Genomic DNA, 21,959 nt, shown 5'->3' with positions numbered 1-21,959 from the left:
TGTGTCGCCCGGACCGATGGGCTAATGTCTACCTCGCACCGAGCGGAGAAGTTACACCGCTGGTGTTCCGCGGACGTAGCTCAGTTGGTAGAGCGCAACCTTGCCAAGGTTGAGGTCGCCGGTTCGAGCCCGGTCGTCCGCTCGGAGGCAAAGATCCACTTGCCTTCCACGGTGGAGTGGCCGAGAGGCGAGGCAGCGGCCTGCAAAGCCGCGTACACGGGTTCAAATCCCGTCTCCACCTCGGTACAGCACCACCACAGCAGGACCCACGGGCGATTGGCGCAGCGGTAGCGCGCTTCCTTGACACGGAAGAGGTCACTGGTTCAAACCCAGTATCGCCCACCAGCACAGAACAGCCCCTGACCAGCGGAGACGCCGGTCAGGGGCTGTTTCGTTGCGCGGCCGTCCAGTTGCCTGTTCGCGCAGCCGGTGACGTGCTCAGCGGCGCAGCTCCATCCGGTTCTCCGCGGGTTCGTCGGACGGCCAGTCCGGTGGCACCCCCAGGTCGACGAAGCCCGCCCGCTCGTACGCGGTGCGTGCCCTCGCGTTGTCGCTGCGGACCATGAGGAACGTCGACCGGTCCTGGCCGTCGGCCCACTCGATCACGGCGTCGATGAGGGCGCGTGCGACCCCTGCGCCGCGGACCGCGGGTGCCACCCACATCGAGATCAGCTCGACCTCGTGCTCGCCGACGCGCTGGCCGCTGACGACGCCGACGACGTTCGTGCCGTCCTGTGCCAGGAGAGTCAGCGGCACGGTGGTCAGGCGCGACCGCCACTGCGGCTCGGGGGCCTCGACCCAGTCGGCGTGACGCGAGCCGAAGGCCCCCGGCGACCCCGCCAACGACGCGAGCCGCACCTCCCGGAACGTCTGCCAGTCGTCGGGCCCGATCCTCGTGATGTCCACGCCCCGAACCTAGCAAGACCAGGTGGTTCGGGTCGTCACTCTTTCAGCGCGTGCAGGTCGTACTGGGCGAGCTTGCGGTAGAGGGTCGCCCGGCTCATGCCGAGCTCGGCGGCCGCGACCTTCATCGTCGTGCCCGGGCGGGTGAGGCACCGCACGATCTCGTCGCGCTCGAACGCTTCGATCCGCGTCAGGCGCCGGCGCGAGCCGCTCAACACCTCCGACGGCAGCTGGGCGAGGTCGACGACGTCGCCACGGCCCGCAGCCTGCCTGACGGCCCGCACGAGCTGGTCGACGTTGCCCGGCCAGCCGCAGCTCGTCAGCGCGCGCTCGGCCGCCGCCGTGAAGTCGATCGGGCGTCCGCGCGTGCGTTCGGCGACGTGTCGCGCCAGCGGCATGACGTCCTCGGTGCGCTCGCGCAGCGGGGGCACCTCGACCACCGTGTCGACCTGCGGTGCGAGGCCGGCGGGGACGTCGGCGAAGGACTCGGCGGTCAGGCACCACGACCGCCCGCCGGCTCCGCCGTGCGCCCCAGGCGTCGTCCCGGGCACCGGCACCGGGTGCCGGGTCCCCATCACGCGCACGAGCGAGGCCGCTGCCCCGGCAGGCAGCACGTCGACGTTGCGCACGACCACCGAGGTCCACGGCTTGCTGATCTCGGGCGCCCAGGAGGCCAGCCAGGCCTCGACGTCCTCGGGGTCGGGGGAGCTGACGCTGAGGATGCGGTCGCGGGGGTGGGCCTGGCGCAGCGCCTGGGCGAGGAGCGTCGCGCGGCCTGCCCCGGTCTCGCCCACGGCGGCCACCACGCGCCCGCGGGTGATGGCGTCGGCGGCCCGGTCGACGGCACCACGCCACGTCGCCGACAGCCCGCGCAGGGTCCCCGCGCCCGGCTCGAGACGAGCGGTCTCGACGCGGAACACCTGCCCCTTCGGGGCCGGCCGTGGGCTCTGCCCGCGGGACCGGGCCAGCATGAGCGAGGCCGTGTTGCCCGCGGCGGACTGTGCCAGCGCGAGCAGCAGGTCACCCCGCGACCGCGACCACGTGGTGAGGTTGACGCTGCCCTCGAGGCGCCCCGTCACAGGGTCGAGAACGGGCGCGGCCGCGCACGTGTAGGTGCACAGGCTCAGCGAGTAGTGCTCGTCCGCCCGGACGAGCGAGGGTGTGCGGTCGGCCAGCGCCATGCCGAGGCCGTTGGTGCCCGCCTCGCGCTCCGAGAAGGCGAAACCCGGTGCGAGGTGGACGGCGTCGAGGGCCCGCAGCAGCGAGGTGTCACCGCTCAACCGGTTGAGCACGAGGCCGTCGGCGTCGGTGAGCATGAGGCTGATCGGCTCGTTGGAGAGGGTCTCGTGCAGGCCGGTCAGCACCTCGTTGCCGCACTGGGAGAAGAGCGAGTCGTCTCGCCTCGTGCCCGCGAAGAACGGCTCGACCGACTCCAGCGGCACGCCGTAGTCCTCGCTGCGCTGCCAGGACGCGATGACGCGGCTGGACACGGGACCCGCGTCCAGCGATCCCTGCAGCCCCCACCGCTCCGGCAGGGCCCCGTCGTGCGTCGGCACCATCGCCGCCTCCTCGCCGCCTCACGGCGGCCTTCTCGAAGCCACTCCGAAGGTACCTCGCGCGCTCCTCCGCGTTCGTCGGTCGGCGTCTCAAATTGAGACACCGACCCCGGTGCCGTGGCGCGCGACCGTTCCTATCGTCGAAGGCGATCAACGACGATCGCACCCGGAGGAGACCAGATGTACAGCAAGGACGGCGAGAGCTACTTCATCGTCGACGCGCACGTCGCGTTGTGGGACGCCCGGCCCGAGAACCAGCGCAACATCCACGGCAAGCAGTTCATCGACTGCTTCTACGACTACCACCGCAACCTCAGCCCGGAGGGGACCGTCTGGAGCTACGAGGACTACCTCTACCAGGGCGGCCGGCGCCTCATGAAGGACCTCTTCGAGGACGGCTACGTCGACCACGCCGTCTTCCAGCCGGCGTTCCTGGGGGAGTTCTACAAGAACGGGTTCGGGCAGACCGAGGAGGCCTCGGCCCTGGCACAGGCGCATCCCGACAAGCTCACCTACAACCACAACTTCGACCCGCGCAACGGCGAGGCCGGGCTCGACCAGCTGCGCGCCGACGCCGAGCGGTTCGGTCTCAGGGGCGTCAAGCTCTACACGGCCGAGTGGCACGGGGAGTCACGCGGCTGGCGTCTCGACGACCCGTGGGCCTACCGCTACTTCGAGGCCTGCCGCGAGCTCGGCATCACCAACATCCACATCCACAAGGGCCCGACGATCCGGCCGCTCGACCGCGACGCGTTCGACGTCGCGGACGTCGACCACGTGGCCACCGACTTCACCGACCTCAACTTCGTCGTCGAGCACTGCGGTCTGCCAAGGCTCGAGGACTTCTGCTGGATCGCCACCCAGGAGCCGAACGTCCACGCCGGCCTCGCCGTCGCGATGCCGTTCATCCACACGCGGCCGCGGTACTTCGCGCAGATCATCGGCGAGCTCCTCTACTGGGTCGGCGAGGACCGTATCCAGTTCTCGAGCGACTACGCGCTGTGGACGCCGAAGTGGCTGATCGAGCGGTTCGTCGACTTCCAGATCCCCGAGGACCTGACGGAGTACGCCCCGATCACGACGGCCCAGAAGAAGAAGATCCTCGGCCTCAACGCGGCGAAGATGTACGACATCGACGTGCCAGCCGAGCTGCGGCTGCCCGATGCCGACGAGCCGGCCACCGGCCCGCGCGGAGCCGACGACACGGCGGAGCGCGCCGCCGACACCAGCACGTTGGCCGGGGTGTGACGATGGCGCTCGCCCTGCCCGAGACCGCGCGCGGCGCAGGGACGCACGCGGCGGCGTACGAGGCCCTCTCGGGGGTGTTCGACCCCGAGCTCGACGAGCCGATCACCGACCTCGGGTTCGTGCGCTCGCTCGACGTCGCCGGCGACTCGGTGACGGTGCACCTGAGGCTCCCCACGTCGTTCTGCTCGCCGAACTTCGCCTACCTCATGGCGTCGGACGCCAAGGACGCGCTCACCGCGCTGCCCTGGTCGCGGCACGTGGTGGTCGAGCTCGACGACCACCACGACAGCGACCTCATCAACGCAGGGCTCGCGGCCGACGCCGGCTACAGGGGGACCTTCCGCCACGAGGCGGAGCAGGACCTCGACGAGCTGCGCGAGACGTTCCGGCGCAAGGCGCACACGGCGGCGATGGAGCGCTGCCTGACCGCCCTGCTCCGGGCCGACCCCGACCGGGAGGTCGAGGCGCTGGGCGAGGTCACCCTCGGCGACCTGCCCGACGACGAGCGCACCGCCGCCCTCCGACGCCGCCGCGCGGCGCTGGGCCTACCCGACGTCCCGACGGCACCCGTCCTCGTCAGCCACGACGGCACGACGTATGCCGCCGCCGACGTCCCGCTCGCGCTGCGGCGGGCCCGCTCGACGCGGGTCTCGATCGACGGCAACGCGCACTTCTGCCGCGGGCTGCTGCGCACGCGCTACCCCGGGTCCGAGCAGGACCAGACCGACCGTCCGGAGGGCGCCGAGCCCGCGGACGCGCTCCACAGACCACCGAGCCCCACGACATTCATCCCGCTCTCCCAGCTGAAGGAGCACCTGTCATGACCACCATGCGAGCCGTCCAGGTCGTCGGCTACCACGAGAACCTGCGCATGACGGAGGTGCCGGTGCCCGAGCCGACCGGCCCGTTCGACGTCGTCGTCAAGATCGGCGGGGCCGGCGTGTGCCGCACCGACCTCCACATCCTCGAGGGCCAGTGGGCCGAGAAGTCGCAGGTCGTGCTGCCCTACACGATCGGCCACGAGAACGCCGGCTGGGTACACGCCGTCGGCTCGGCCGTCACGAACGTCACGGAGGGTGACAAGGTCATCGTCCACCCGCTCGTCACGTGCGGGCTCTGCCGCGCCTGCCGGTCGGGTGACGACGTCCACTGCGAGAGCAACCAGTTCCCGGGCATCGACACGAACGGCGGGTACGCCGAGTACCTCCGCACGTCGGCCCGCAGCGTCGTGCGCATCGACGACTCCCTCGAGCCGAAGGACGTCGCGGCGCTCGCCGACGCCGGCCTCACCGCCTACCACGCCGCGGCAAAGGCGGCACGCAGGCTGAGCCCCCGCGACCGGGTCGTCGTCATCGGGGCAGGGGGACTGGGCCACATCGGGATCCAGGTGCTCCGGGCGCTGACGCCGGCCGAGATCCTCGTGGTCGACCGCAACGCCGACGCCGTGAAGCTGGCCCTCTCGATCGGGGCCGACCACGCGATCGTGGCCGACGGCACGCAGGTCGACCAGGTGCTCGACGTGACCGGCGGTCACGGCGCCGAGGTCGTCGTCGACTTCGTCGGCGAGAACGGCTCCACCGCAGAGGGGCTCGCCATGACGCGTCGGGCGGGCGACTACCACGTCGTCGGCTACGGCGAGAACGTCGACGTGCCCACGATCGACCTCGTCTCCACCGAGAAGAACGTCATCGGCAACCTCGTCGGCTCCTACAACGACCTCCAGGACCTCATGGCCCTCGCCGCACGCGGCGCCGTCACCCTGCACACGCAGACGTACGCGCTCGACGACTTCCAGTCCGCCATCGACGACCTCGACGCGGGCAACGTCCGCGGCCGGGCCATCCTCGTCCCCTGAGGAGCGACCATGAAGAGCTATCTCGGAGTCGGTGCATCGGTCGGCGTCCTCGCCGGCATCTGGACCCAGGTGAGCGTGCAGCTCGGCCTCGTCACCTGGGTCGCGTTCATCGCGTGGGCCTGCTACTTCGCGGCCGGCGGCGGCTTCTCCGGCTTCCGCAACGGTCTGGCCGCCAACCTGAGCGGCGTCGTCTGGGGCTGGCTCGCCAGCCTCGCGGCCGCCCGCCTGACGTTCGGTGGCGCGCTCGCGATCATCGTGACGGTGCTCGCATTCGTGCTCTGCGTCCAGGCGGCGGTCTCGTGGCTGTCGTTCATCCCCGGCGCCTTCGCCGGCACAGCCGTCTTCTTCGGCACGTCCTTCGCGTTCTGGCCCACCGTCCTGGCCCTCGTCGTGGGAGCCTGCCTCGGGTGGGCCTCCGGCATCCTGGGGGAGCGCATCCAGAAGGCCGTCGACGGCCGGCCGGTGGCGGGCTCCGCCGAGCCGGCGGACCCGGTCACGCCGGCCGCGGCCTGACCGACCGCACGGCACCGACCGCACGGCACCGACAGCTGCATCGACAGCACTGCATCGACAGCACTCACCGACAGGAGAACGCCTTGATCTTCATCACCGCCAAGTTCCCCGTGAAGCCCGAGCACGCCGACGACTGGCCCGAGATCTCCCGGGCCTTCACCGAGGCCACGCGCGCCGAGGAGGGGTGCCTCTGGTTCGACTGGTCGCGCAGCCTCGAAGACCCGACCGAGTACGTCCTGGTCGAGGCGTTCCGCGACGACGCGGCCGGCGGGGCACACGTGCAGAGCGACCACTTCAAGGAGGCGACGTCGACGCTGCCGGGCTACCTCGCCGCCACCCCGAAGATCGTCAACACGACGATCGAGGGCACAGAGTGGTCGGACCTGGGGGAGATGGCCGTCGAGAAGTAGGGGACGCGTGCATCCGAGGCCCCGGTCGGGACTACTCCCGGCCGGGGTCGCGGACGCCGATCCGGATCTTGCCCTTGCCGTCGCACTCGGTCTGGTGGGCCACCGCGTCCTTGCGCGCCTTCTCCCGGGCTCGGCGGGCGGGCCCGGTCCAGTCGCAGCTCTTGCAGTAGCCGAAGGAGAAGGCGCCGTCCTCCTGCGTCCCGTCGTCGGACTTCGCCAGCTTCTCGAGCGTGGCCCGGTGCTTGTCGCCCTCCGCGTCGCGCACGGTGAGGTCGTGCCCCTTGCGTCGGAGGAACCGTAGGTCGGCACCGGGCTTGGCCATGCGCACATCCTCCCCCGTCGCGCCGGTCGGTGGACAGCGGCCCTCTCGCAGTGCCCGTCGAAGCACGTGCACGAGGGGCCCGAACGGCCACTCGGAGAGCGGGTTTCGCGCCGGGGCCAACCGTCCGCTATGGTCTACCTCGCACCCACGGGGCTTCGGCTCCCGAGGGCCGGCAAGCGGACGTAGCTCAGTTGGTAGAGCGCAACCTTGCCAAGGTTGAGGTCGCCGGTTCGAGCCCGGTCGTCCGCTCCGCTGGAAGGGCCCGTCGACTCACGTCGGCGGGCCCTTCCGCGCGTTCGAGGGCGTATGCCGTCCGGCCCGGCGCCCGACACCCGCGTCGGAACGCGTCGCCACCGTGCGGCATACGTAGGCTGTCGGCATGGCGGCGAGCAAGAGCCCGGCGATGGAGATCGAGGTGGGCGACCACACGGTGCGGCTCTCCAGCCCCGACCGCGTCTACTTCTCCGAGCGGGGCGAGACCAAGCTCGACCTCGTGCGGTACTACCAGTCCGTCGGTCCCGGCATCGTCAACGCGCTCCGCGAGCGGCCCTGCATGCTGCACCGCTTCCCCAAGGGGGTCGACGGGCCGAAGGTGCACCAGAAGCGGCTCCCGCCCGGAGCGCCGCCGTGGGTCGAGACGGTGCGGCTGCACTTCCCGCGCTACGGGCTGCACGCCGACGAGCTCTGCGTGACCCGCCTCGCCGACGTCATCTGGGCCGTCCAGATGTCGACCGTCGAGTTCCACCCCTGGAACAGCCGGCGCGCCGACACCGAGAAGCCCGACGAGTGGCGCATCGACCTCGACCCCATGCCCGAGTGCACCTTCGACACGGTGCGGCGGGCCGCAGCCACGACCCACGAGATCCTCGACGAGCTCGGCGCCGTCGGCTGGCCGAAGACCTCCGGCGGCTCCGGCCTGCACGTCTACGTGCGGATCGCTCCCGAGTGGGGTTTCAAGGACGTCCGCCGTGGCGCCCTCGCCTTCGCGCGCGAGGTCGAACGTCGGCTGCCCGACGACGTGACCACGACGTGGTGGCGACGCGACCGGTCGCCCCAGGACCTCTTCGTCGACTACAACCAGAACGCGCGAGACCACACCATCGCCGCCGCCTACAGCGTGCGCGGCAACCCGCGCGGCACCGTCTCGGCGCCGCTCACGTGGGACGAGGTGGCCGACGCTGAGCCGCAGGACTTCACCATCGCCACCATGCCCGAGCGGTTCGCGCGGGTCGGCGACCTGCACGCCGGCATCGACGACGCCGGCTTCGACTTCCGGGCGCTGCTCGAGTGGGCCGACCGCGACGAGCATGAGGGCAAGGACCTGCCGCCCGAGCCCGACGAGGCCTCCTGAGCCGACGTCTGCCGAGGGACAACCCTCGACGCCGATTGGCGGCGCAGCCTCGTCCGGGGCGAGAATGCTACCGACGCGTAACCGCACGCGTGACCACCCCGAGGAGACGACGTGACCGTCCTGCACGACTTCAAGGCCACCGCCATCGACGGTTCGGAGGTGTCGCTCGACGAGTACGCCGGCAACGTCGTCCTCGTCGTCAACACCGCCAGCGCCTGCGGCTTCACGCCGCAGTTCGCCGGGCTCGAGGAGCTGTACCAGACCTACCGCGAGCAGGGACTGACGGTGCTCGGCTTCCCGTGCAACCAGTTCGGCAACCAGGACCCGGGCAGCGACGACGAGATCGGCGCCTTCTGCCAGAAGAACTACGGCGTCACGTTCCCGATGTTCTCCAAGGTCGACGTCAACGGGGACGACGAGCACCCCCTGTTCACGTGGCTGAAGTCCGAGCAGGGCGGCCTGCTCGGCAGCAAGATCAAGTGGAACTTCACCAAGTTCCTCGTCGGCCGCGACGGCGCCGTCATCGAGCGCTACGCGCCGACCACCGAGCCCTCCGCCATCGCCGCCGACATCGAGAAGGCCCTCGCCGGCTAGGGCCTACGATCTGCGGGTGGACCACGCCCGCTTCGCCGACCGGGTCGCCCGAGAGGTCGTCGACGTCCGCCGCGGTGCGGCGGCCCTCGACGCCATCTCGCGCGAGGGGTTCTGGGCCGTCGTGGCGACCTTCGAGGGCGACGTCACCGCGGTCCGCTTCGGCGACGTCAACCGCGCCACACCAACCGGTCCGGCAGCCGTCAGCCCGGCGGACTGGCGGCCGCTCGACCGTCACTGGTGCTCGTCCCTCGACCGCGCGGCCTACGTGAGCGCGGTGCGCGAGGTGCGCGAGCGCATCGCCGCCGGCACCGTCTACCAGGTCAACGTGTGCCGGGTGGTCAGCCACGAGCTGGCGGCCGATGCAGACCTCGACGGGCTCGACGCCCTTCTCCGACAAGGCAATCCAGCGCCGCACGCCGCGCGCATCAGGTGTGAGGAAGCCGGCCTCGACGTGGTCAGCGCCTCCCCGGAGCTCTTCCTGGCACGCCGGGGCGTCACCGTGGTGACGCGCCCGATCAAGGGCACGGCACCGACCGCGGAGCAGATGCTGCCCAAGGACCACGCCGAGAACGTCATGATCGTCGACCTCATGCGCAACGACCTCTCGGGCGTCTGCGAACCGGGGACCGTGTCGGTCGACGAGCTGTGCGCGATCGAGCAGCACCCCGGCCTCGTCCACCTCGTCTCCACCGTGAGCGGGCGGTTGGCCGACGGCGTGGGGTGGGGCGACGTCTTCGCTGCCACCTACCCACCCGGTTCGGTCTCGGGCGCCCCCAAGTCGAGTGCCCTCACCGCGATCCACGACCTCGAGACGCAGCCGCGCGGGCCGTACTGCGGGGCCATCGGCTGGGTCGACGCCGATGCGCGTGAGGCCGACCTGGCCGTCGGCATCCGCACCTTCTGGGCCGAGCACGACGCGGCCGGACTCCGGTGGCTGCGGTTCGGCACCGGGGCCGGCATCACGTGGCACTCCGACCCCGAGGGGGAGTGGGCCGAGACCGAGCTCAAGGCGGCCCGCCTCATCGGGCTGGCGGCCGGCACTGTGACACCATGAGGACGCTCTCGCGAGCCACGGCACGAGCCACGGTAAGAGCCACAGGGAAGGGACCATGAGCACGACCATGCGCGTCTGGGTCGACGGCGACCTCGTCGACCCCACCGGACCGTCCGTGTCCGCCCTCGACCACGCCGTGACCGTGGGCGACGGCGTCTTCGAGACCGCCAAGATCGTCGACGGACGGCCGTTCGCCCTCTCGCGGCACCACCGACGGCTCGAGCGCTCCGCGGCCGGGCTCGGCCTGCCGCCGCTCGATCTCGGCGTCGTCGACAAGGGTGTGGCCGCGGTGCTCGACGGGCCGGCGATCCCCTTCGGCCGCCTGCGCTACAGCGTCACCGGAGGCATCGGGCCCCTCGGCTCCGACCGCGACGACGCGTCCCTGACCTACATCGTGCTGGCGGCCACCCAGCCGCTCCCGCCCGAGAGCGGCACGCTGACGGTCGTGCCGTGGACCCGGAACGAGCGCTCCGCGGTGGCCGGGCTCAAGACGACCTCGTACGCCGAGAACGTCGTCGCGCTCGCGCGCGCCAAGCAGGTGGGCGCGATCGAGGCCGTCTTCGCCAACACCCGGGGAGAGCTGTGCGAGTGCACGGGCAGCAACGTCTTCGTCGTCGTGGACGGCGTCGTGCTCACGCCGCCCGTCGGGTCGGGCCTGCTCGCCGGCATCACCCGCGAGCTCACCATCGAGTGGGGCCGCGCCGCCGGCATCGACGTCCGTGAGGAGGCGCTGCCGCTCGACGTGCTGCAGACGGCCGACGAGGTGTTCATCACGAGCTCCACGAAGGACGTCCTGCCCATCCACGCCGTCGACGACCGGGTGCTCCCCGAGAGCAACCCGGTGACACGCGAGCTGCTGCGAGTCTTCCGCAGCAACGCCGAGCGGGACGCCGACCCGTGACAGCCCCCGAAGAGCCCGCGCGGGCCGGGGCCGCCGACGACGTCGACTACTCCGACCCGAACCGCACGCTCGACGCGGAAGAGGACCGCTGGGCCTGGCGCGCCCGCCTGCGCCGCAACCGGGTCACCCACCTCGCCTGGCGCACCGCCGTCGGGGTCGTCGGCGCCGTCGTCACGATCGCCGGGCTCATCATGGTTCCCGCGCCCGGCCCCGGCTGGCTGGTCGTCTTCTTCGGGCTGCTCATCCTCGCGAGCGAGTTCGAGTTCGCCCAGCGCTGGCTCGACTTCGGCAAGCACCACGTGAGCCGCTGGAACGACTGGATCATGGCCCAGTCGATCTGGGTGCGGGGCCTCGTCGCGCTCGGCACCCTGCTCATCGTCTGGGGGGTCGTCTGGACCTACCTGGCCTGGGCGGGCGTTCCGCAGTTCGTGCCCCAGTGGGCCGAGGACCTGCTGGTCCGGGTGCCCGGGATCGACTGACGCGACTCGGCTGTCCTGCGGGCGCCGACACGGCCGCGGCAGGGGCGATTTCCACCACCGGCCCGGTACCGGCTATTGTTTCCCTCCGTCACCCCGACAGCCTCTCGGCACAGGGGTGCCCGGACGTGTAGCTCAGCTGGTTAGAGCGCTCGCTTCACACGCGAGAGGTCAGGGGTTCGAGTCCCTTCACGTCCACCGCATCTTCACCGGCACCTCGCGCCTGCTCCGCCCAGCGGGCACTAGCGTGAGCGGCATGACGCAGGCCCTGCGCCGCCTCGCCCGGACCGCTGTTCCGCCGAGCACCGTGCTGCTGCTCGCCTGCGTCGTCGTCGCCGTGCTCGCCGTCGCCACAGGACTCACCGCGTGGCTCATCGGCGTCGGCGCGGCGCTGTCCCTCGGCATGGGCCTCGTCACGGGCCTGCCGGCCGCAGCGGCCGAGCTGCCGCTGCGCGTGCGGCTCGGGGAGACGGCGCTCGCGGCCTCGGCCGCCGGTCTGGGCGTCGCGGCAGGGCGTCCCTGGGGCCTCGCCGCCGTCGTGTTCGCGACCGCGCTGGCGCAGGCGCCGTTCACCGCGTCCTCCGCGGGGCTCGGCATGGCCCCCGCGGTCTCTGCCTCGGTGCTCGGCTCGGTGCTCCCGGGTGAGCACCCGGTGCTCGTCGGGCTCCTCGTCGTGGTCGGCAACGGCCTCGCGCATGCCGTGGTGTGGGCCCTGCGCCTGCCGCGCCGGTCGGTGCCTGTGCCGTGGAGGCTCGCGGTGCTGCACGCCGTGACCTTCGCCGTGATCGCCTCGGCCGTGCTGCTCGTCGCCGGCCTCGAGGGTCTTCCCCACGCGTACTGGGCCGTGGTGGTGCTCGCCGCCGCCATGCGCCCGCGGCCTGTGGAGGCCCGTCGCACCGCACCGGCCGTCTTCGTCGGGACGCTCGTCGGCCTCGTCGTGTCAGCGGTCGTCGCCTTCGCGCTGCCACGTCCGGCGACGATCGTGGCCCTCGTGGCCTGTGCGGTCCTCATGTTCGGCTGGGCGCTCGCGGGGGACGCCGGCCGGCAGTCCTGGTTCGGCACACCGGTCATCGTGCTGCTCGCCTCGTCGCCCGCGCTCGTCGACCCGGCGCGGGTCGCGGCCGAGCGGGTGCTCCTCACCGGCGTCTCGGTCGGCCTGGCCCTCCTGGCTGCGTGGCTCATGCGCGGGCTCGACGACGCCGTGGCTCCCGGCCACGCGCCCTCGACGCACTAGCGTGTCGTCCATGGTCGCGACGGTCTCCAGCCTCTTCATCTACCCCGACTCCGACTCGCCGGGACAGGAGCTCGACTCCGTCGAGGTGACGCCCACCGGCCCGGAGGGCAACCGCAGCAAGAAGCATGCCGTGCACCTCGTGACGGCCGACGACTACGTCGAGACCCACCCGAAGGCAAACATCGTCCTGGACATGGAGTCCGCGGTGCTCGACAGGCTCGTGGGGCACGTCATCCGCCTCGGCGACTGCACTCTCAAGGTCACGCAGGCGCCGTCGCAGTGCGCGGGCGTCTACGCCGAGGTGGTCACGCCCGGCGCGGTGTCGGTCGACGACGCCCTGATGGTGGCCGAGTCCGAGTGAAGAGGGCCTGCGGGCGCGGCAAGGGCATCGGGTGACGATCCACACCGAGCATCCGTTCGACACCCCCGACGAGGACCGTGACCCCGTCCGACGGCTGCGCGGGCGCATCGGGGGCACGGTGTCGCTCTGGACGGCCGGCTCCGGCGTCGAGCGCGCGGGCCTCACGGTCTCGTCCTACCTCGTCGCGACCGGCGACCCCGGTCGCGTCGTCGGCCTGCTGCACCCGGACTCCGACCTGCTCGAGCGGCTCGACGAGACCGGCACAGCCGTCGTGACGTTGCTGGAGGTCCGTGACCAGCGGCTCGCGGACGCCTTCGCAGGGGTCATGCCCGCTCCGGGCGGCCCGTTCCGGCTCGGCACGTGGGAGCAGACCGAGTGGGGGCCCCGGCCCGCCTCCGCTGCGACCTGGGCGGGAGTGCGCCTCGACGCTGCGACCCGTCACGACGTCGGCTGGTCGGTGCTCATCGAGACGGTGGTCGAGCACGTCGAGGTCGGGCCCGAGGACGGCCCGCTCGTGCACCGCCGGGGCCGCTACCAGCGCCCGCACGCCTGAGCGCGCGACCTCGCGCAGGATCAGGCCGTGCCCGACATCTCCGTCGTGAGCAGGCCCTCCGGGACACCGAACGCGTCGGCCAGGTCGGTCGCGAGCGGCCGCAGCTCGGCGCAGATCTCGTTGACGAGAGCCGTCAGCGCCTTGGTGCGGGCCGGGCTGAGCCGGTCGTGCTCGAGGTACCACGCCTTGTGCCGCTCGATCGTCGACAGCAGGTGCAGGTCGCAGACGCGGGCGAGCACCGCCTTCGCCTCCACGTCGGCGCACTCCTCGACCGAGGCGGCGAAGGACTCGGCGACCAGCCGCTCGACGTGCGCCGTCGCGGCCTCGACGAGGTGGTCCTGGGTGGCGTTGAAGACCGCGAACGCGTCGGCGCCGGGTGCCGTGGCACGGCGGAGCCGGCGCGCGAGGCCCTCGAGCAGGTGTTCCTCGCGCTCGCGCAGCAGGCGCAGCTGCGTGCCTCGGATGCCGAAGGTGACGTCCTCCTCCCGACCCGGCGCGGCGTCGACCAGCCGCTGCACGATGCCGCGCGCCGACGACCGCTCGATGACGGTGCCGCCGACGAGCCGGGCCCCGAACCGCACGATGCCCAGGGTGTCGAGGTCGCCGAACGTCGCCTGGTACTCGCCGAGCAGCGACTTGGCCACGAGCTGCAGCAGCACCGTGTTGTCGCCCTCGAACGTCGTGAAGATGTCGGTGTCGGCCTTGAGCGCCGCGAGGCGGTTGGCCCAGAGGTAGCCGGCGCCGCCGCAGAGCTCGCGGCACTCCTGGATCGTGTCGGTGGCGTGGCGCGTCGTCAGCACCTTGATGCCGGCGGCGCGGGTCTCGAGCCGCCGCTGGTCCTCCTCGGCGGTCGCGCGTCCCGAGAGCACGTCGTCCATGGCCGTGACGAGCTCGTGCTGGGCCACCTGCAGGGCGTATGCCGTCGCGATCCTCGGGAGCAGCCGCCGCTGGTAGGTGCGGTAGTCGAGGACGGTCGTCTCCACGTCGGTGCCGGGCGCGGCGAACTGGCGTCGCCCGGTGGCATATCGCGTGGTGACCGCGAGGGCCGAGCGCGCGGCCGCCCCGGCGCCGCCCGCGACGGAGATGCGCCCGCGCACGAGCGTGCCGAGCATCGTGAAGAAGCGCCGGCCGGGGTTGTCGATGGGGCTCGAGTACGTCCCGTCGTCGTCGATGTCGCCGTAGCGGCCGAGGAGGTTGGTGCGCGGCACCCGCACGTGGTCGAAGGAGAGGCGACCGTTGTCGACGCCGCCCAGCCCCAGCTTGGCGCCGCAGTCCTCGATGGTGACCCCGGCCGCCGCAGTGCCGTCGGCCCCGCGGATCGGCACCAGCACGCAGTGCACGCCGTGCGACTCGTCGCCGACGACGAGCTGGGCGAAGACAGCCGCGACCCGGCCGTCGCGGGCGGCGTTGCCGATGTAGTCCTTGCGTGCGTCGGGCGTGGGGGAGTGGACGACGATCTCGTCGGTCGCCGGGTCGAACGTGGCGGTGGTGAGCAGGCTCTGCACGTCGCTGCCGTGGCCGGTCTCGGTCATCGCGAAGCAGCCCTGCAGCTCACCCGAGGTGATGAGCGGCACCAGGTGGTCGTGTCGGCTCGTGCCGAGCAGCGAGACCGCACCGCCGAAGAGCCCCCACTGCACGCCCGCCTTGACGAAGAGCGAGAGGTCGGTGTGGCCGAGCATCTCGAACGCGGCGACGGCCTGGGCGTAGCGCGCGGTGCCGCCCTGGCGCTCGGGGAAGCCGTCCGCGGCATACGGCTGCTCGGCGAGGGCGGCCAGCTGCGACGTGACCCGCGCTCGGTGCTCGTCGGTGGACAACGGTGTGGGCGGGGGGCCGAAGGTGACGGGGTCGAGCGCCCGGCAGTGGTCCCGGACGTCTCCGAACGGCCCGTCGAGGTGCGCGCGCAGCCGGGTCACGAGCTCGGGGGAGCGGGTCACCGGGGCGGTCGGGTTGCTCGGCGCGCCCTGGGTGCTCGGGGTGGGAATCTCTGCAGCAGTGGACATCTCATCGGCCTTCCGTGCGGGTGAGAGCGGGCTCGAGTCCGTGCCAGGCGAGCTCTGTGAGGGCCTCGACGACCATTTGGCGAGGGGCGCGCTCGGACTCGGGGGTGGCGAGCCAGTCGTCGGCGACGGCACGCACCGACCCGACGAGGGCGATGGCCCAGGTGCGGGCCCGGGAGTGGTCGGTGGCGGTCGCGCTCAGCGAGGCGAGCAGCAGGCCCGTCAGCTGGTCGGTGACCTGGTCGACGGTGCCGCCGACGGGGTCGTCCGCGAGAGGCAGGTCGACGAGCGGGCGGTTGACGACGAAGCGGTAGACCTCGGTGTCCGACTCGACGAGTGCGAGGTAGGCGTCGACCGTCGACGCGACGAGCTCGCGCGTGTCGCCGTGCGAGGTGCTCGAGAGACCCATGGCCGCACCGACGTTGCCGACGACGCGGCCGTCGATGCGGTGGGCCACAGCGCGGTAGAGCCCGGCCTTGTCGTCGAAGTGCCGGTAGATGACGGTCTTGGAGGTGCCGGCCTCGGCGGCGATGTCGTCCATGCCCACGCCCGCGCCGTGCTTGCGGATGGCACGGATCGTCGCATCGACCAAGCCAGCACGCCGCTCCTCGCGGTGCCGTTCCCAGCGCGCGTCGCGGCCGTCGCGCGGTGCCGTCCGGGTGGTCGAGGCGGTGGGGTCCACATCGTCGTCCATCTCACGAAAGTAACAGGTACTGCCTGTATCGACTACTGCGAGTTTCGGTTATCTTGGTCCTGATCGACAGCCACCACACCGAGAGCAGGTACAGATCCATGGCGTCCAAGACCAGTCCGCGCGCGCCCCGTCGCGTCGCGGTCCTCGGAGGCAACCGCATCCCGTTCGCGCGTGCCCACGGCACGTACGCGAAGGCGTCCAACCAGGACATGCTCACCGCCAGCATCGACGGCCTCGTCGCCCGCTACGGCCTCGCCGGCGAGCGACTCGGTGAGGTCGTCGCCGGCGCGGTGCTCAAGCACAGCCGCGACTTCAACCTGACCCGTGAGACGGTGCTCGGCACCCGCCTCGACCCGACCACCCCCGCCTACGACATCCAGCAGGCGTGCGGCACGGGCCTCGAGGCGGCGATCCTCGTCGCCAACAAGATCGCGCTCGGGCAGATCGACGCGGGCATCGCCGGCGGCGTCGACAGCGCCAGCGACGCACCCATCGCCGTCAACGAGGGCCTGCGACAGACCCTCCTCGCCGCGAACCGGGCCCGGTCCGCCGCCGACCGCGCCAAGGCGCTGGCCGGCCTGCGCCCCAGCCACCTCGTGCCCGCGATCCCCGAGAACGTCGAGCCCCGCACCGGCCTCTCCATGGGTGAGCACATGGCCCTGACGGCGGCACAGTGGGGCATCACGCGTGAGGCCCAGGACGAGCTCGCCGCCGCCAGCCACCAGAAGCTGGCCGCGGCGTACGAGCGCGGCTTCCAGGACGACCTCGTCACGCCGTACCTCGGGGTCGCTCGCGACAACAACCTGCGCCCCGACTCCTCCGTCGAGAAGCTCGCCAAGCTCAAGCCGGTCTTCGGTAAGGGCGACGGCGCGACGATGACAGCCGGCAACTCCACCCCGCTCACCGACGGCGCCTCGGCGGTGCTGCTCGCGAGCGAGGAGTGGGCCGAGGAGCACCGGCTGACGCCCCTGGCGTGGTTCGTCGACGCCGAGACCGCCGCCGTCGACTACGTCCACGGCGACGAGGGCCTGCTGATGGCACCCGCGTATGCCGTGCCGCGCCTCCTTGCGCGAAACGGCCTCTCCCTGCAGGACTTCGACTACTACGAGATCCACGAAGCCTTCGCGGCCACCGTCCTCAGCACCCTCAAGGCGTGGGAGGACCCGGACTTCTGCAAGGGCCGACTCGGCCTCGACGCGCCGCTCGGGTCCATCGACCGCAGCAAGCTCAACGTCAACGGCTCGTCGCTGGCGGCGGGACACCCGTTCGCAGCGACCGGCGGTCGCATCATCGCCTCCCTCGCCAAGCAGCTCAAGGAAGCCGGCGGCGGACGGGGCCTGATCTCCATCTGCGCCGCCGGCGGCCAGGGCGTCGTCGCGATCCTGGAGGCCTGAGCATGACCGACCTCTTCACCACCATCGTCCGCTCGCCCGTCGCGCAGAAGGTCGGCGTGCCCCAGCCGACGCGCCTGCGCCGCTACGAGCCCGGCATGCCCCTCTGCGAGGGACCGGTCCTCGTCGCCGGCGGGGGCCGCTTCGCCGAGGCCATCACGTCGTGGCTCGGCACGGTCGGCGTCCCCACGGTCACGGCCGCCGGTGACGCAGCCGACGCCGCCCCCAAGGTCGGCGCCGTCGTGCTCGACCTCAGCGCCGCCACCGACCCGTCGGACCTCGACGCGCTGCGCCTGCTCGGCGCCCCGGCCGTGAAGGCCCTCAAGCGCAACGGCCGCGTCGTCGTCATCGGCACCGACCCCGACACGCTGAGCGAGGTGGCCGAGGTCGCGACCCAGCGCGCCCTCGAGGGTGTCGTGCGCTCCATCGGCAAGGAGCTGCGCGCCGGGGCGACCGCCAACCTCGTTCTGGCACAGGGCGAGGCGCACGACGGAGTGCGCTCTGCGGTCGAGTTCTTCCTCAGCGGCCGGTCGGCGTACGTCGACGGCCAGGTCGTGCGCGTCGACGAGACCACGAGCGGTGACACCGACGCGTTGCGACCGCTCGCAGGCAAGGTGGCCGTCGTCACCGGGGCCGCCCGCGGCATCGGGGCCGAGATAGCCCGGGTCATGGCGCGCGACGGCGCGACGGTCGTGGCGGTCGACATCCCCGCAGCCGGCGACGCACTCGCCGCGGTGGCCAACGAGGTCAAGGGCACGGCCCTGCAGCTCGACGTCACGTCCGACGACGCCGGGTCGCGCATCGTCGAGCACGCGACCAGCCGGCACGGCGGTCTCGACATCGTGGTCCACAACGCCGGCATCACCCGCGACAAGCTCTTCGTCAACATGGACGAGGACCGCTGGCGCAGCGTCATCGACGTCAACCTGCGGTCGGTCCTCCGGATGAACGAGGCCATCCTCGGCGAGGGAGGACTTGCCGCGGGCGGACGCATCGTGTGCGTCGCCTCGATCGCAGGGATCGCCGGCAACCGCGGCCAGACCAACTACGGCGCGAGCAAGGCAGGTGTCATCGGCCTCGTCTCCGCGCTCTCGCGCCAGGTGGCCGACCGCGGCATCACCGTCAACGCCGTCGCCCCGGGCTTCATCGAGACGGAGATGACGGCCCGGATCCCCTTCGCCACCAGAGAGATCGGGCGTCGCATGAACTCGCTCCAGCAGGGCGGCCACCCCAAGGACGTCGCCGAGACCATCGCGTGGTTCGCGCAGCCGGGTGCCGCGGCGGCCACCGGGCAGGTCGTGCGCGTGTGCGGCCAGAGCCTGCTGGGGGCCTGAGGCGACGATGACCAAGGAGATCACCCTCGAGGGGCCCCCGGACCTGCGCCGCATCTATGCCACGGCCGCGTTGCGCCGAGGCCGTTCCGGCGACACCCTGCCCGACGTCCGCGTGTCACGGGCCGGCGTGCGGGTCGACCTGGACGACCTCGTCGCCTACTCGCACGTCTGCCGCTTCCCGGTCGACGGCACGCTGCCGGTCACCTACGCGCACCTGCTGACGTTCCCGCTGCAGATGAGCGTGATGAGCGACGACCGCTTCCCGCTGCCGCTCATGGGCGCCGTGCACGTCGAGAACCGGATCGAGGTGGTGCGTCCGGTCACCCCCGACGAGGTGCTCGACGTGGCAGTCCGGGCCGAGGCGCTGCGGCCGCACCGCCGTGGCCGGCAGGTCGACCTCGTCTCCGAGGTCGAGGTCCGTGGCGAGCTGGTCTGGCGCGGCGTGAGCACCTACCTCTCCCGGGGGCAGGAGCACCCGGACGCGACGGCGTCGGAGCCCCCGTCGCAGGAGGCGCTCGAGTCGGTCACCGCCGGGCCGCTGTGGCGGCTGGGGGAGGGGACCGGCCGCGAGTACGCCGGGGTCTCGGGTGACTGGAACCCGATCCACGTGCACGCCCTGACGGCCCGTCCGCTGGGGTTCCCCACCGCCATCGCGCACGGGATGTACTCGTACGCCAGGACGCTCGCATCGCTCGGCCCGCGGCTGCCCGAGGGCGGGCTCTCCAGCCGGGTGTGGTTCCGCAAGCCGGTGCGGCTCCCCTCGACGGTGCGGCTGCGCACGGCCTTCGAGACGCGTCGCACGCTGTCGGTCCTCGAGAACGCCAAGGGCCAGGTCGAGCACGCCGTCGTCGAGAACACCTGGTGACCTCGCCGCGCACCTGTCGGCCTCCCCGGCCGACAGGTGCGCGCCCTGCTTCGCTCTCGGGGAGGCCCGGCGTCCGGTGCGTCGCGGGCCGGCCGGAGCGCTCGATACGCTGGGCACCTGCCGCACCCGACGGCATACGCCATGATCCGACCGGCTCGCGGTCGGATCACTCACGAAGGAGCACCCACCGTGTCTGCACAGATCACCGTCACCGTCGCCGGGAGCGAGCGAACGGTCACGGAGCAGACGACGGCCGGCGCGCTGCTGGAGGAGGCCGGGGCCGGCGGCCGTGAGGTGGTCGTCGCCCGCGTCAACGGCGAGCTGCGCGACCTCTTCCACGTCGTCTCCGACGGCGACGTCGTCGAGCCCGTGACGGTCACCTCCGAGGACGGTCTCGCGGTGCTGCGCCACTCGACGGCCCACGTGCTCGCGCAGGCGGTCCAGCAACTCCACTCCGACGCCAAGCTCGGCATCGGGCCGCCCATCCGCGACGGCTTCTACTACGACTTCGACGTCGAGACCCCGTTCCACCCGGACGACCTCAAGGCCCTCGAGAAGGCCATGCAGAAGATCGTCAACGAGGGCCAGACCTTCGAGCGCCGGGTCGTCACCGACGCCGAGGCCCTCGAGGAGCTCGCCCACGAGCCCTACAAGTGCGAGCTCGTCGGGCTCAAGGGCGGCAACGCCGACGAGGCGGCCGAGGGCGCCGGCGTCGAGGTCGGGGCCGGCGAGCTGACGATCTACGACAACATCCGCCGCGACGGCACGCGCGCCTGGGGCGACCTCTGCCGCGGCCCGCACATCCCGAACACCAAGCTCATCGGCAACGCCTTCAAGCTGATGCGGTCGGCCGCCGCCTACTGGCGCGGCTCGGAGAAGAACCCGCAGCTGCAGCGCGTCTACGGCACTGCGTGGCCGACCAAGGACGACCTCAAGGCCTACCTCGACCGTCTCGCCGAGGCCGAGCGCCGCGACCACCGCAAGCTCGGTGCCGAGCTCGACCTCTTCAGCTTCCCCGACGAGCTCGGTTCCGGCCTGCCGGTCTTCCACCCCAAGGGCGGCGTCATCAAGCGCGAGATGGAGGACTACGTCCGCCGCCGACACATCGAGGAGGGCTTCGACTACGTCGGCACGCCCCACATCACCAAGGACGGCCTCTTCCACACGAGCGGCCACCTGCCGTACTACGCCGACACGATGTTCCCGCCGATGGAGCTCGAGGGCGCGAAGTACCAGCTCAAGGCGATGAACTGCCCGATGCACAACCTCATCTTCGCCTCCCGCGGTCGCTCCTACCGCGAGCTGCCGCTGCGGTTCTTCGAGTTCGGATCCGTCTACCGCTACGAGAAGTCCGGCGTCGTGCACGGGCTGACGCGCGTGCGCGGCATGACGCAGGACGACTCGCACAGCTACGTCACGCCCGAGCAGGCGCCCGCCGAGATCCAGCACCTGCTCGACTTCGTGCTGAGCCTGCTGCGCGACTTCGGCCTCGACGACTTCTACCTCGAGCTGTCGACGCGAGACGAGGACGGCGACAAGAAGGACAAGTTCATCGGCTCCGACGAGCAGTGGGCCGTCGCGACGAAGGTGCTCGAGGACGTCGCCGTCGCCTCGGGTCTGCAGCTCGTGCCCGACCCGGGTGGCGCCGCCTTCTACGGCCCGAAGATCTCCGTCCAGGCCCGCGACGCCATCGGGCGCACCTGGCAGATGTCGACCATCCAGTACGACTTCAACCAGCCCGAGCGCTTCGGCCTCGAGTTCCAGGCCGCCGACGGGTCGCGCCAGCAGCCGGTCATGATCCACTCTGCGAAGTTCGGCTCGATCGAGCGCTTCCTCGGCGTGCTCGTCGAGCACTACGCGGGCGCGTTCCCGGTGTGGCTCTCGCCCGTCCAGGTGCTCGGCGTGCCGGTCGCCGAGGACTATGCCGACTACCTCGGCGAGGTGCTGAACCGCATGCGCCGCAAGGGAGTTCGCGTTGAGCTCGACGCCAGCGACGACCGTTTCCCGAAGAAGATCCGCAACGCCAGCAAGTCGAAGGTGCCCTTCACGCTGATCGCCGGCGAGGAGGACCGCGCGGCCGGCGCCGTCTCGTTCCGCTATCGCGACGGGTCGCAGAAGAACGGCGTGCCGGTCGACGACGCCATCGCCGAGGTGCTCGCCGCGATCGAGAGCCGCGCACAGGTCTGAGCCCCACCAGCACGACCGACGACGTATTGCCGTCGGGCAGGGTCCGCTCCGACGTGACCTCCGCCCGGCGGCATACGTCGTTCTTGTCCGATGTCACGCGTCCATCGGACAGGACAACGATGTCGGGTTGCCGGACGACCCGGACGTCACGAGTCTCGGG

22 protein-coding genes and 5 tRNA genes are annotated in these 21,959 nt (G+C 71.7%); 22 read left to right on the top strand and 5 right to left on the bottom strand.

Annotated features, from left to right (window positions below; all coding sequences use genetic code 11):
- Positions 1-69 precede the first annotated feature (69 nt).
- The 3 genes from ACXR8F_RS16210 (at position 70) to ACXR8F_RS16200 (ending at position 345) form a co-directional block, all read left to right on the top strand.
- Positions 70-142, top strand: a tRNA-Gly gene (locus tag ACXR8F_RS16210).
- Positions 143-170: 28 nt separating this feature from the next.
- Positions 171-241 (top strand) — tRNA-Cys (locus tag ACXR8F_RS16205).
- A gap of 29 nt (positions 242-270) precedes the next feature.
- Positions 271-345, top strand: a tRNA-Val gene (locus ACXR8F_RS16200).
- Positions 346-438: 93 nt separating this feature from the next.
- On the opposite strand, the gene ACXR8F_RS16195 is transcribed toward ACXR8F_RS16200, so the two are convergent.
- Together ACXR8F_RS16195 and ACXR8F_RS16190 are read right to left on the bottom strand one after the other, a co-directional pair.
- On the bottom strand, positions 439-906 hold the full coding sequence (locus ACXR8F_RS16195; RefSeq protein ID WP_458801966.1) for a GNAT family N-acetyltransferase: 468 nt from the start codon (positions 904-906) through the stop codon (positions 439-441).
- Between the two features lie 35 nt (positions 907-941).
- The gene (locus tag ACXR8F_RS16190; protein WP_458801964.1) at positions 942-2,462 is read right to left on the bottom strand and encodes an AAA-type ATPase lid domain-containing protein; all 1,521 of its coding nucleotides are present in this window, start codon (positions 2,460-2,462) and stop codon (positions 942-944) included.
- 177 nt (positions 2,463-2,639) lie between these two features.
- Here ACXR8F_RS16190 and ACXR8F_RS16185 point away from each other — a divergent pair, with 177 nt between their 5' ends.
- From ACXR8F_RS16185 to ACXR8F_RS16165, 5 genes are all read left to right on the top strand, one after another.
- Positions 2,640-3,707, top strand: a complete 1,068-nt coding sequence (locus tag ACXR8F_RS16185) for an amidohydrolase family protein (protein WP_045187887.1) — start codon at positions 2,640-2,642, stop codon at positions 3,705-3,707.
- A 2-nt stretch (positions 3,708-3,709) separates the two neighbouring features.
- Positions 3,710-4,531 carry an iron-sulfur cluster assembly protein gene (locus ACXR8F_RS16180; protein WP_458801962.1) on the top strand — a complete coding sequence of 274 codons (822 nt, stop codon included), beginning with the start codon at positions 3,710-3,712 and terminating at the stop codon, positions 4,529-4,531.
- Entirely contained in the window at positions 4,528-5,562 is a 1,035-nt protein-coding gene (locus ACXR8F_RS16175; protein WP_458801960.1) for an NAD(P)-dependent alcohol dehydrogenase, read from the top strand. The genes ACXR8F_RS16180 and ACXR8F_RS16175 overlap by 4 nt, the downstream gene beginning before the upstream one ends.
- Positions 5,563-5,571: 9 nt before the next feature.
- Complete coding sequence (locus tag ACXR8F_RS16170) at positions 5,572-6,075, top strand: DUF1097 domain-containing protein (RefSeq protein ID WP_458801958.1); 504 nt, start codon at positions 5,572-5,574, stop codon at positions 6,073-6,075.
- Between the two features lie 83 nt (positions 6,076-6,158).
- A complete protein-coding gene (locus ACXR8F_RS16165) occupies positions 6,159-6,485 on the top strand; it encodes a putative quinol monooxygenase (protein WP_458801956.1) in 327 nt (108 codons plus the stop codon).
- 31 nt (positions 6,486-6,516) lie between these two features.
- Here ACXR8F_RS16165 and ACXR8F_RS16160 read toward each other — a convergent pair whose 3' ends face one another.
- A complete protein-coding gene (locus tag ACXR8F_RS16160) occupies positions 6,517-6,807 on the bottom strand; it encodes a hypothetical protein (RefSeq protein ID WP_458801955.1) in 291 nt (96 codons plus the stop codon).
- 176 nt (positions 6,808-6,983) lie between these two features.
- Between ACXR8F_RS16160 and ACXR8F_RS16155 the strand changes: the two genes are divergently transcribed.
- From ACXR8F_RS16155 to ACXR8F_RS16110, 10 genes are all read left to right on the top strand, one after another.
- A tRNA-Gly gene (locus ACXR8F_RS16155) sits at positions 6,984-7,056 on the top strand.
- Between the two features lie 130 nt (positions 7,057-7,186).
- Positions 7,187-8,158, top strand: a complete 972-nt coding sequence (gene ligD, locus ACXR8F_RS16150) for a non-homologous end-joining DNA ligase (protein WP_458801953.1) — start codon at positions 7,187-7,189, stop codon at positions 8,156-8,158.
- A gap of 111 nt (positions 8,159-8,269) precedes the next feature.
- Positions 8,270-8,752, top strand: coding sequence for a glutathione peroxidase (locus ACXR8F_RS16145; protein ID WP_045187899.1), 483 nt, complete (start codon positions 8,270-8,272; stop codon positions 8,750-8,752).
- Between the two features lie 16 nt (positions 8,753-8,768).
- On the top strand, positions 8,769-9,806 hold the full coding sequence (locus tag ACXR8F_RS16140) for an anthranilate synthase component I family protein (protein ID WP_458801951.1): 1,038 nt from the start codon (positions 8,769-8,771) through the stop codon (positions 9,804-9,806).
- Positions 9,807-9,861: 55 nt separating this feature from the next.
- On the top strand, positions 9,862-10,707 hold the full coding sequence (locus ACXR8F_RS16135; protein WP_458801949.1) for an aminotransferase class IV: 846 nt from the start codon (positions 9,862-9,864) through the stop codon (positions 10,705-10,707).
- The gene (locus tag ACXR8F_RS16130) at positions 10,704-11,186 is read left to right on the top strand and encodes a TIGR02611 family protein (RefSeq protein ID WP_458801947.1); all 483 of its coding nucleotides are present in this window, start codon (positions 10,704-10,706) and stop codon (positions 11,184-11,186) included. The genes ACXR8F_RS16135 and ACXR8F_RS16130 overlap by 4 nt, the downstream gene beginning before the upstream one ends.
- 121 nt (positions 11,187-11,307) lie before the next feature.
- Positions 11,308-11,381: transfer RNA gene (locus tag ACXR8F_RS16125), tRNA-Val, on the top strand.
- Between the two features lie 58 nt (positions 11,382-11,439).
- A complete protein-coding gene (locus ACXR8F_RS16120; RefSeq protein WP_458801945.1) occupies positions 11,440-12,417 on the top strand; it encodes an FUSC family protein in 978 nt (325 codons plus the stop codon).
- Positions 12,418-12,427: 10 nt separating this feature from the next.
- Entirely contained in the window at positions 12,428-12,778 is a 351-nt protein-coding gene (locus ACXR8F_RS16115; RefSeq protein WP_458801943.1) for a hypothetical protein, read from the top strand.
- A 31-nt stretch (positions 12,779-12,809) separates the two neighbouring features.
- Entirely contained in the window at positions 12,810-13,331 is a 522-nt protein-coding gene (locus tag ACXR8F_RS16110) for a flavin reductase family protein (protein WP_458801941.1), read from the top strand.
- 20 nt (positions 13,332-13,351) lie between these two features.
- On the opposite strand, the gene ACXR8F_RS16105 is transcribed toward ACXR8F_RS16110, so the two are convergent.
- Complete coding sequence (locus tag ACXR8F_RS16105) at positions 13,352-15,331, bottom strand: acyl-CoA dehydrogenase family protein (RefSeq protein WP_458801939.1); 1,980 nt, start codon at positions 15,329-15,331, stop codon at positions 13,352-13,354.
- A 1-nt stretch (position 15,332) separates the two neighbouring features.
- The gene (locus ACXR8F_RS16100) at positions 15,333-16,022 is read right to left on the bottom strand and encodes a TetR/AcrR family transcriptional regulator (RefSeq protein WP_458801938.1); all 690 of its coding nucleotides are present in this window, start codon (positions 16,020-16,022) and stop codon (positions 15,333-15,335) included.
- Positions 16,023-16,120: 98 nt separating this feature from the next.
- Between ACXR8F_RS16100 and ACXR8F_RS16095 the strand changes: the two genes are divergently transcribed.
- The 4 genes from ACXR8F_RS16095 to thrS all read left to right on the top strand — a co-directional run bounded on the left by ACXR8F_RS16095 (position 16,121) and on the right by thrS (position 21,799).
- Entirely contained in the window at positions 16,121-17,416 is a 1,296-nt protein-coding gene (locus ACXR8F_RS16095; protein WP_458801936.1) for an acetyl-CoA C-acetyltransferase, read from the top strand.
- A 2-nt stretch (positions 17,417-17,418) separates the two neighbouring features.
- Positions 17,419-18,747 (top strand): 3-oxoacyl-ACP reductase, encoded by a 1,329-nt coding sequence (locus ACXR8F_RS16090; RefSeq protein WP_458801934.1) that lies wholly within the window; start codon positions 17,419-17,421, stop codon positions 18,745-18,747.
- Positions 18,748-18,754: 7 nt separating this feature from the next.
- Positions 18,755-19,612 (top strand): MaoC family dehydratase, encoded by an 858-nt coding sequence (locus ACXR8F_RS16085; RefSeq protein ID WP_458801932.1) that lies wholly within the window; start codon positions 18,755-18,757, stop codon positions 19,610-19,612.
- A gap of 189 nt (positions 19,613-19,801) precedes the next feature.
- Positions 19,802-21,799, top strand: a complete 1,998-nt coding sequence (thrS, locus tag ACXR8F_RS16080; protein WP_458801930.1) for a threonine--tRNA ligase — start codon at positions 19,802-19,804, stop codon at positions 21,797-21,799.
- Positions 21,800-21,959 lie beyond the last annotated feature (160 nt).

The sequence above is a fragment of the Terrabacter sp. AAH1 genome (assembly GCF_054456855.1).
Note: the sequence above shows the minus strand (reverse complement) of the source record. Positions and strands in the feature narration are given on the sequence as shown.